Raw genomic sequence first — 8249 nt, forward strand, 5'->3', positions numbered from 1 at the left:
AAAAGGCAAATAAAATAACTAAAGGATTTATTCAATGAAAAGAAAAGTACTGGCACTTTTAATTCCTGCCCTGCTCGCCGCAGGTGCTGCACATGCAGCCGAAGTTTATAATAAAGACGGCAACAAATTAGATCTGTATGGCAAAGTTGATGGCCTGCATTATTTTTCTGATAATTCAGCGAAAGATGGCGACCAGAGCTATGCGCGTCTGGGTTTTAAAGGCGAAACCCAAATTAACGATCAACTTACTGGCTACGGTCAATGGGAATACAATATTCAGGCAAACAACACTGAATCTTCAAAAAACCAGTCATGGACCCGTCTGGCATTTGCCGGACTGAAATTTGCAGATTACGGTTCTTTCGATTACGGACGTAATTATGGCGTAATGTACGACATCGAAGGCTGGACCGATATGCTGCCTGAATTTGGCGGTGACTCTTATACCAATGCAGACAACTTTATGACTGGTCGAGCCAATGGCGTCGCGACTTATCGTAATACTGATTTCTTCGGTCTGGCAAATGGTCTGAACTTCGCGGTGCAGTATCAAGGTAACAACGAAGGAGCCAGTAATGGTCAGGAAGGCACCAATAACGAACGCGATGTTCGTCATGAAAACGGTGACGGCTGGGGTCTTTCCACAACATATGATTTAGGCATGGGCTTTAGCGCTGGTGCGGCATACACCTCTTCTGACCGCACCAATGACCAGGTTAACCATACTGCGGCGGGTGGTGATAAAGCAGACGCGTGGACTGCTGGGCTAAAATACGATGCTAACAATATTTACCTAGCAACCATGTATTCAGAAACGCGTAATATGACCCCGTTTGGCGACAGCGATTATGCAGTTGCGAACAAAACCCAGAACTTTGAAGTTACTAGTACCAGTTTGATTTTGGTCTGCGTCCGGCAGTCTCTTTCCTGATGTCTAAAGGCCGTGACCTTCACGCTGCTGGTGGTGCAGACAACCCGGCAGGTGTTGATGATAAAGATCTGGTTAAATACGCCGATGTTGGCGCAACTTACTATTTCAATAAAAACATGTCCACCTATGTTGACTATAAAATCAACCTGTTGGATGAAGATGACAGTTTCTACGCTGCCAACGGCATCTCTACCGATGATATTGTCGCTTTAGGTCTGGTTTATCAGCTCTAAATCCTCCTGCCCGCTGTTATGGCGGGCTTTTTCTGCTTATTCTTCCTCCTTTGATCTAAATTAAAAATGTGAACTCCGTCATTACACAAAAAGTGTCATCTGGCGTTACACTTTATGCGGATACTAAAACAGGAGGTTTTATGAACAGAACGATTCTTGTCCCTATCGATATTTCAGATTCAGAATTAACTCAACGCGTGATTAGCCACGTTGAGGCAGAGGCAAAGATTGATGATGCAGAGGTTCATTTCCTGACGGTAATACCTTCACTGCCCTACTATGCCTCTCTGGGTTTAGCGTATTCCGCAGAATTACCGGCAATGGATGACCTGAAAGCGGAAGCCAAATCGCAACTGGAAGAGATCATTAAAAAATTTAAACTGCCAACCGACAGAGTGCATGTCCATGTTGAGGAAGGCTCGCCCAAAGACCGCATTCTGGAATTGGCGAAGAAGATCCCCGCTCATATGATCATCATTGCTTCCCATCGACCGGATATCACCACTTATCTGCTCGGTTCCAACGCCGCAGCTGTAGTGCGTCACGCAGAGTGCTCCGTGCTGGTTGTGCGCTGACACTAACGCCCGCACATTGCTGCGGGCTTTTTGATTCATTTCGCAAATGTGCTGACATTTTCCCCTCTAATCCGTACCATACACGCCACAGTTTTTATATCAGATTTCTTATGCTGGGCGTTCCGGCATGACGCATACTCTTCTGATGCCATATAACGAATTGAGTCGCTTTTAAATGTCGCAAAATCAAGAAATTAGTAAGAAAGAACAATACAACCTGAACAAATTACAAAAACGTCTGCGTCGTAACGTGGGCGAAGCCATTGCTGACTTCAATATGATTGAAGAAGGCGATCGCATCATGGTTTGCCTCTCCGGGGGTAAAGACAGCTATACCATGCTGGAGATTCTGCGCAATTTGCAGCAAAGCGCGCCAATCAATTTTTCGCTGGTGGCTGTTAACCTCGATCAAAAGCAACCGGGCTTCCCGGAACACGTTCTGCCCGAGTATCTTGAAAAGCTGGGCGTTGAGTACAAGATTGTTGAAGAGAACACTTACGGTATCGTGAAAGAGAAGATTCCAGAGGGCAAAACCACTTGCTCACTGTGTTCTCGGCTACGTCGCGGTATCCTTTATCGCACCGCAACGGAACTGGGGACGACGAAGATCGCGTTGGGTCACCATCGTGACGATATCCTGCAAACGTTGTTCTTAAATATGTTCTACGGCGGCAAGATGAAAGGTATGCCTCCGAAACTGATGAGCGATGATGGCAAACATATCGTTATTCGTCCACTGGCCTACTGCCGCGAGAAAGATATTCAGCGATTTGCCGATGCAAAAGCGTTCCCGATTATTCCGTGCAACCTGTGCGGTTCACAGCCTAACCTGCAACGTCAGGTGATTGCTGACATGTTGCGTGACTGGGATAAACGTTATCCAGGGCGTATCGAGACGATGTTCAGCGCGATGCAGAATGTGGTGCCGTCGCATCTGTGCGATACCAACCTGTTCGATTTCAAAGGCATTACCCACGGTTCTGAAGTGGTTAACGGGGGTGATCTGGCGTTTGATCGCGAAGAGATCCCACTACAACCGGCGGGCTGGCAGCCAGAAGAAGATGAAAATCAGTTGGATGAGTTACGGCTGAATGTGGTTGAAGTGAAATAACCAAGATAGCGCCCGATGCGCAAGCGTATCGGGCTACTCTTATGGAGGCCGGATAAGACGCGGCCAGCGTCGCATCCGGCAATCCCGAATAAGATGTTTACTCTTGCACCCGGCAATTCAACATTTCATTATTTTAATAACCGCACCCGGCACGTTTTTCCTTTAATCTTCCCGCCCTGTAACTGTTTCCATGCTTTATGAGCAACAGCCTGACGGACCGCGACATAGACATGCGCCGGATGCACGGCGATTTTGCCAATATCTGCGCCATCAAGCCCGATATCTCCTGTCAGTGCACCTAATACATCACCCGGGCGCATTTTGGCTTTTTTCCCGCCATCGATACACAACGTTGCCATTTCTGCTTCCAGCGTCACAATGGAACTATTAGCTGGCGGCGTTTGCCAGTTAAGTTTTATCTGCAACATGTCAGAAATGATATTGGCCCGCTGTGCTTCTTCCGGAGCACAGAAACTGATCGCCAGACCGCTATTTCCTGCACGAGCTGTACGACCGATGCGATGTACATGAACTTCAGGGTCCCACGCCAGCTCAAAGTTCACCACCAGCTCAAGCGATTTAATATCCAGACCACGCGCAGCAACATCAGTCGCAACCAGTACACGGGCGCTACCGTTAGCAAAACGTACCAGGGTCTGATCGCGATCGCGTTGATCCAGATCGCCGTGTAACGACAATGCACTTTGCTCTACTTCATTCAGCGCGTCGCAGACAGCCTGGCAATCTTTTTTGGTATTGCAAAACACCACACAAGAGGATGGCTGATGCAAGCTTAATAACCGTTGCAACAGAGGAATTTTGCCTTTACTGGATGTCTCATAAAATTGTTGTTCAATGGGTGGCAAAGCATCTGTTGAGTCAATTTCAATCGCCAAAGGATCGCGTTGCACTCGTCCGCTGATTGCGGCGATGGCTTCCGGCCAGGTTGCCGAAAACAGAAGCGTCTGTCGAGATGCAGGCGCAAAACGGATGACATCATCAATGGCATCGCTAAATCCCATATCCAGCATGCGGTCGGCCTCATCCATCACCAAAGTATTCAGCGCATCCAGTGATACCGTGCCTTTTTGCAAGTGATCCAGCAAACGACCCGGCGTTGCCACGATAATATGCGGCGCATGTTGCAACGAATCACGCTGCATACCGAACGGTTGACCACCGCACGACGTCAAAATTTTGGTATTTGGCAGAAAACGCGCCAGCCGACGCAATTCACCTGCCACCTGATCCGCCAGTTCACGCGTAGGACACAGCACTAAAGCCTGGGTTTGAAATAGCGACGCATCAATTTGCTGTAACAAGCCGAGGCCAAAAGCCGCCGTTTTGCCGCTGCCGGTTTTCGCCTGCACGCGAACATCTTTTCCGGCAAGGATCGCCGGAAGCGCGGCGGCCTGCACCGGCGTCATGGTTAAATAACCCAACTCATTAAGGTTCGTGAGTTGGGCGGGAGGCAAAACATTCAGGGTAGAAAAAGCGGTCACAATCTATTCTCGTGGTCATCGACGCAAAGTTAGCAGGCGCGTATCCTCGCAGATCTACGCTCACGATGCGACAATTTAATCGGTTCTTCATCGGGTGGTGGGTCAGGCATGGGTTGTGGGCGAGGGATCGGATCGGGCACTGGAACAGGATCGCCAGGAATCGGTTCAGGGACAGGAATTTGCAAATAAATAAGTGTCGTCATATTTCCCTCCGGTCATTGGGTGGACTCTTAAAGGGTAGACGCTGATAAATAACAGGCAAAAAAAAGCCGACTCATCAAAGTCGGCGTCGTACGAATCAATTGTGCTATGCAGTAATTCAAAAAAGGAAGTAAGACAATATGGAGCGCAACGCCCATCGCTTGACGTTGCATTCACCTGCAAGGGAGATATTGCCCTGAATGGGTAGAGAGTTTATTGACTTCGCTCAAACTTTGCGGCGTTTTTGTATACAGACAGCCGGAAAAATTGCTTTTGTTACAACCATTTACTACGGTGCAACCATAAAGCAACACCACCAATAAGAACAACTAACAGAATACAAAAAATTGAAAATCCGAATTGCCACCCGCCGCCAGGGATCCCACCAAGGTTGACGCCAAATAACCCGGTCAGAAAGGTACTGGGTAAAAAGACCATTGCCATCAACGACATTGTATAGGTACGACGAGCTAAATTTTCCTGCATCACCTGAGCGATTTCATCCGCCATCACGCCAGTCCGTGCTATACAGGCGTCGATTTCGTCAAGGCCGCGCCCAAGGCGATCGGCAATATCCTGCATCCGACGGCGTTGGTCATCGCTCATCCACGGCAAACGTTCACTGGCAAGACGAGCATAAACATCACGTTGCGGTGCCATATAGCGACGCATCACAATTAATTGTTTGCGCAGCAGAGCCAGGAATCCACGCGGTGGAATTTGCTGATCAAGGAGATTATCTTCAAGGTCGATAATTTTATCGTGCAGCTGCTCGATAAATTCACTGGAATGATCGGTCAACGCATCGCACACATCCACCAGCCATCCCCCGCAATCGGTCGGACCCGTGCCCTCTTCCAGATCGCTCACCACATCGTCCAGCGCCAGCACTTTGCGTTGTCGGGTCGAAACAATTAACCGCCCGTCCATATATACACGCATGGCGACCAGTTGATCGGGGCGTTCATCGGTGCTGCCGTTTATACAGCGCAATGTAATCAGCGTGCCTTCACCGAAACGGCTGACTCGGGGCCGTGTGCTCTCGCCCGCCAGCGCATCACGTACGTTATTGGGAAGCAGCGGTGTTGTCGCCAGCCATTGGGCGCTATCATGGTGTACATAATTAAGGTGGAGCCAGCAGGGATGCGCTTCATCAATCACATCTGTATTTTCCAGCGGTTTAACGCCGCCTCTACCATCCAGCATCCAGGCAAATACTGCATCCGGGACATTAACGTCCGATCCCTTAATCGCTTCCACAGTGCCTCCATCATCAACGCATTATTTTGTAGTCTAGCCTTCTGGCCCTGTTACGCAACATCTCATCACCCCATTACCCTGAAATGATTAATAAAATTCTGTCTAAATTGAATACAAAAAGCAAAATGCTTTTCCGTATACAAACCGTGTGAAGTGTTAAATAGCGTCTATCATTATCAGAATTATCTGATCATATGACGTGGCTTTTTTGCGATCGGATAGCAACAAAAATTGATAAAAATAACGGGATCTCAATGATTACGCACAACTTCAATACCCTGGACTTACTCACCAGTCCTGTCTGGATTGTTTCGCCCTTTGAGGAACAGTTAATTTATGCCAATAGCGCGGCGCGACTGTTGATGCAAGACCTCACGTTTAGTCAGCTACGAACCGGCCCCTATTCCGTCTCCTCACAAAAAGAACTGCCGAAATACCTCTCCGATCTGCAAAACCAACACGATATTATCGAAATCCTCACTGTTCAGCGTAAAGAAGAGGAAACAGCATTAAGCTGTCGGCTTGTTTTGCGAGAGCTGACAGAAACAGAACCGGTGATTATTTTCGAAGGTATCGAAGCGCCGGCAACGCTGGGTTTAAAAGCCAGTCGCTCGGCAAATTATCAGCGCAAAAAACAAGGTTTTTATGCGCGCTTTTTTCTGACTAACTCTGCACCAATGTTGTTGATTGACCCGTCACGAGATGGACAAATCGTCGATGCTAACCTCGCCGCGCTCAATTTCTATGGTTATAACCATGAAACGATGTGCCAGAAACATACCTGGGAAATAAATATGCTTGGGCGTCGCGTCATGCCTATCATGCATGAAATTTCGCATTTACCCGGCGGTCATAACCCTTTGAATTTTGTTCATAAACTGGCGGATGGATCTACTCGTCATGTGCAGACCTATGCCGGACCGATTGAAATTTATGGCGACAAGCTCATGTTATGTATTGTGCATGATATTACTGAGCAAAAACGGCTGGAGGAGCAGCTGGAACATGCTGCTCACCATGACGCGATGACCGGGTTACTGAATCGGCGACAGTTTTATCACATTACGGAACCAGGCCAAATGCAGCATCTCGCCATCGCTCAGGATTACAGCTTGTTGCTCATCGACACCGATCGTTTTAAACACATTAACGATCTCTATGGGCATTCTAAAGGTGATGAGGTGTTATGCGCCCTCGCCCGCCCCCTCGAAAGTTGCGCTCGCAAAGGCGATTTGGTGTTTCGTTGGGGAGGCGAAGAGTTTGTCTTATTGCTACCAAGAACCCCACTGGATACCGCGCTTTCGCTGGCTGAAACTATCCGCGTAAGCGTGGCAAAAGTGAGTATTTCGTGCTTACCACGCTTTACCGTCAGCATTGGTGTGGCGCATCACGAAGGAAATGAAAGCATCGATGAACTGTTTAAACGCGTTGATGATGCTTTGTATCGGGCGAAAAATGATGGACGCAACCGCGTGCTGGCGGCATAAGCCGCGGATGCGTCTCGAGATCAACGACTGCGCTTAGCGTGGCGCTCCCAGTTTTCTTGCTTCGCCTGCGCCGTTTTACGTAGTGCGACGTAACACGCCCCGCTGCCGCCATGATGCGGTAGCGCGGTGCAATATGCCTGAACATCATCAAATTCGGTCAGCCAGCGCGCCACATAGCTGCGGACAATATTGGCATGTGATTTATCTTCCCGCCCTTTACCATGAATAATCAGCACATTACGCAAACCATCCGCCAGGGCTTGTTGAATGAAACTGAACACCATTTTGCGGCACTCTTCCACCGGCTGGCGCAAAAGATTCAGGCTCGCCTGTTGCGGATATTTACCACTGCGCAGCTTATCCAGCACCCCATGCTGCAACCCTTCCTGCCGAAACTCCAGCGGCTGACTTAGCGGGATGATGTCGAGAAATCCGGTAGTGAGGAAATTATCAAGCTGCAGCGTGTCGATACGCTGCGGCGCACGTTGGTTACGCGTTGGATGCCAGTGGACATCTGTAGCACGTTTCAGCGGCTGGACATCTTCCATGGCGTCAAGAAACAGCGATTTGTCGTCAAGGTTCATGTAACCTCCTATGCACCTTCACACGTCGTGATTCAGACGGGTTAATTGTTCATACTTACTGCATCGTTCCCTTCACAGATTGAAACAATACTCTACTTCATACCTGTGAGTATCTGCGCAGGCGGGGCATTTTATACTAGCCTGTTAGCAGTATCGAACAGTTTAGCCCGAGTTTAATTCAGCACAGGCTCCGATCAGGATGATTTATTCATAGCAGGAACCAACAAAAATGCGATAAATAACAGACCACTGATTAGCAGAAAGGTACCGAAAATGCCATAGTTTGCGCCTCCCTCAGCATCAATTGACTCAATAATTTGGTTGAAGCCAGTATTTCCGATGTCTGGTCACTTCTACTGCGATTA

The 8249-nt window shown here is 48.5% G+C and carries 8 protein-coding genes and 2 pseudogenes; 4 read left to right on the forward strand and 6 right to left on the reverse strand.

Annotated elements, in window-relative coordinates; all coding sequences use genetic code 11:
- Positions 1-34 precede the first annotated feature (34 nt).
- From ompN to ttcA, 3 genes and pseudogenes are all read left to right on the forward strand, one after another.
- Positions 35-1164, forward strand: a pseudogene (gene ompN / locus ACUU1M_RS17210) (porin OmpN).
- Between the two features lie 140 nt (positions 1165-1304).
- A complete protein-coding gene (gene uspF, locus ACUU1M_RS17215; protein WP_001295593.1) occupies positions 1305-1739 on the forward strand; it encodes a universal stress protein UspF in 435 nt (144 codons plus the stop codon).
- 175 nt (positions 1740-1914) lie between these two features.
- Positions 1915-2850 carry a tRNA 2-thiocytidine(32) synthetase TtcA gene (gene ttcA / locus ACUU1M_RS17220; protein WP_000081423.1) on the forward strand — a complete coding sequence of 312 codons (936 nt, stop codon included), beginning with the start codon at positions 1915-1917 and terminating at the stop codon, positions 2848-2850.
- Positions 2851-2978: 128 nt separating this feature from the next.
- On the opposite strand, the gene dbpA is transcribed toward ttcA, so the two are convergent.
- The 4 genes from dbpA to ydaN form a co-directional block, all read right to left on the reverse strand.
- On the reverse strand, positions 2979-4352 hold the full coding sequence (gene dbpA, locus ACUU1M_RS17225; RefSeq protein ID WP_000123769.1) for an ATP-dependent RNA helicase DbpA: 1374 nt from the start codon (positions 4350-4352) through the stop codon (positions 2979-2981).
- Positions 4353-4381: 29 nt separating this feature from the next.
- Positions 4382-4555 carry a proline-rich small protein YnaL gene (gene ynaL / locus ACUU1M_RS17230; RefSeq protein WP_001296046.1) on the reverse strand — a complete coding sequence of 58 codons (174 nt, stop codon included), beginning with the start codon at positions 4553-4555 and terminating at the stop codon, positions 4382-4384.
- Positions 4556-4829: 274 nt separating this feature from the next.
- Positions 4830-5813, reverse strand: coding sequence for a zinc transporter ZntB (gene zntB, locus ACUU1M_RS17235; RefSeq protein ID WP_000387377.1), 984 nt, complete (start codon positions 5811-5813; stop codon positions 4830-4832).
- A 13-nt stretch (positions 5814-5826) separates the two neighbouring features.
- Complete coding sequence (gene ydaN / locus ACUU1M_RS17240) at positions 5827-5874, reverse strand: protein YnaN (RefSeq protein ID WP_211180494.1); 48 nt, start codon at positions 5872-5874, stop codon at positions 5827-5829.
- A 193-nt stretch (positions 5875-6067) separates the two neighbouring features.
- Here ydaN and dgcM point away from each other — a divergent pair, with 193 nt between their 5' ends.
- The gene (dgcM, locus tag ACUU1M_RS17245; RefSeq protein ID WP_005074712.1) at positions 6068-7300 is read left to right on the forward strand and encodes a diguanylate cyclase DgcM; all 1233 of its coding nucleotides are present in this window, start codon (positions 6068-6070) and stop codon (positions 7298-7300) included.
- A gap of 20 nt (positions 7301-7320) precedes the next feature.
- Here dgcM and smrA read toward each other — a convergent pair whose 3' ends face one another.
- Together smrA and ACUU1M_RS17255 are read right to left on the reverse strand one after the other, a co-directional pair.
- Entirely contained in the window at positions 7321-7884 is a 564-nt protein-coding gene (gene smrA, locus ACUU1M_RS17250; protein ID WP_001046816.1) for a DNA endonuclease SmrA, read from the reverse strand.
- A gap of 253 nt (positions 7885-8137) precedes the next feature.
- Positions 8138-8249: pseudogene (locus ACUU1M_RS17255) on the reverse strand (hypothetical protein); the annotation flags it as partial.

Source organism: Shigella sp. SIG6 (assembly GCF_053555815.1).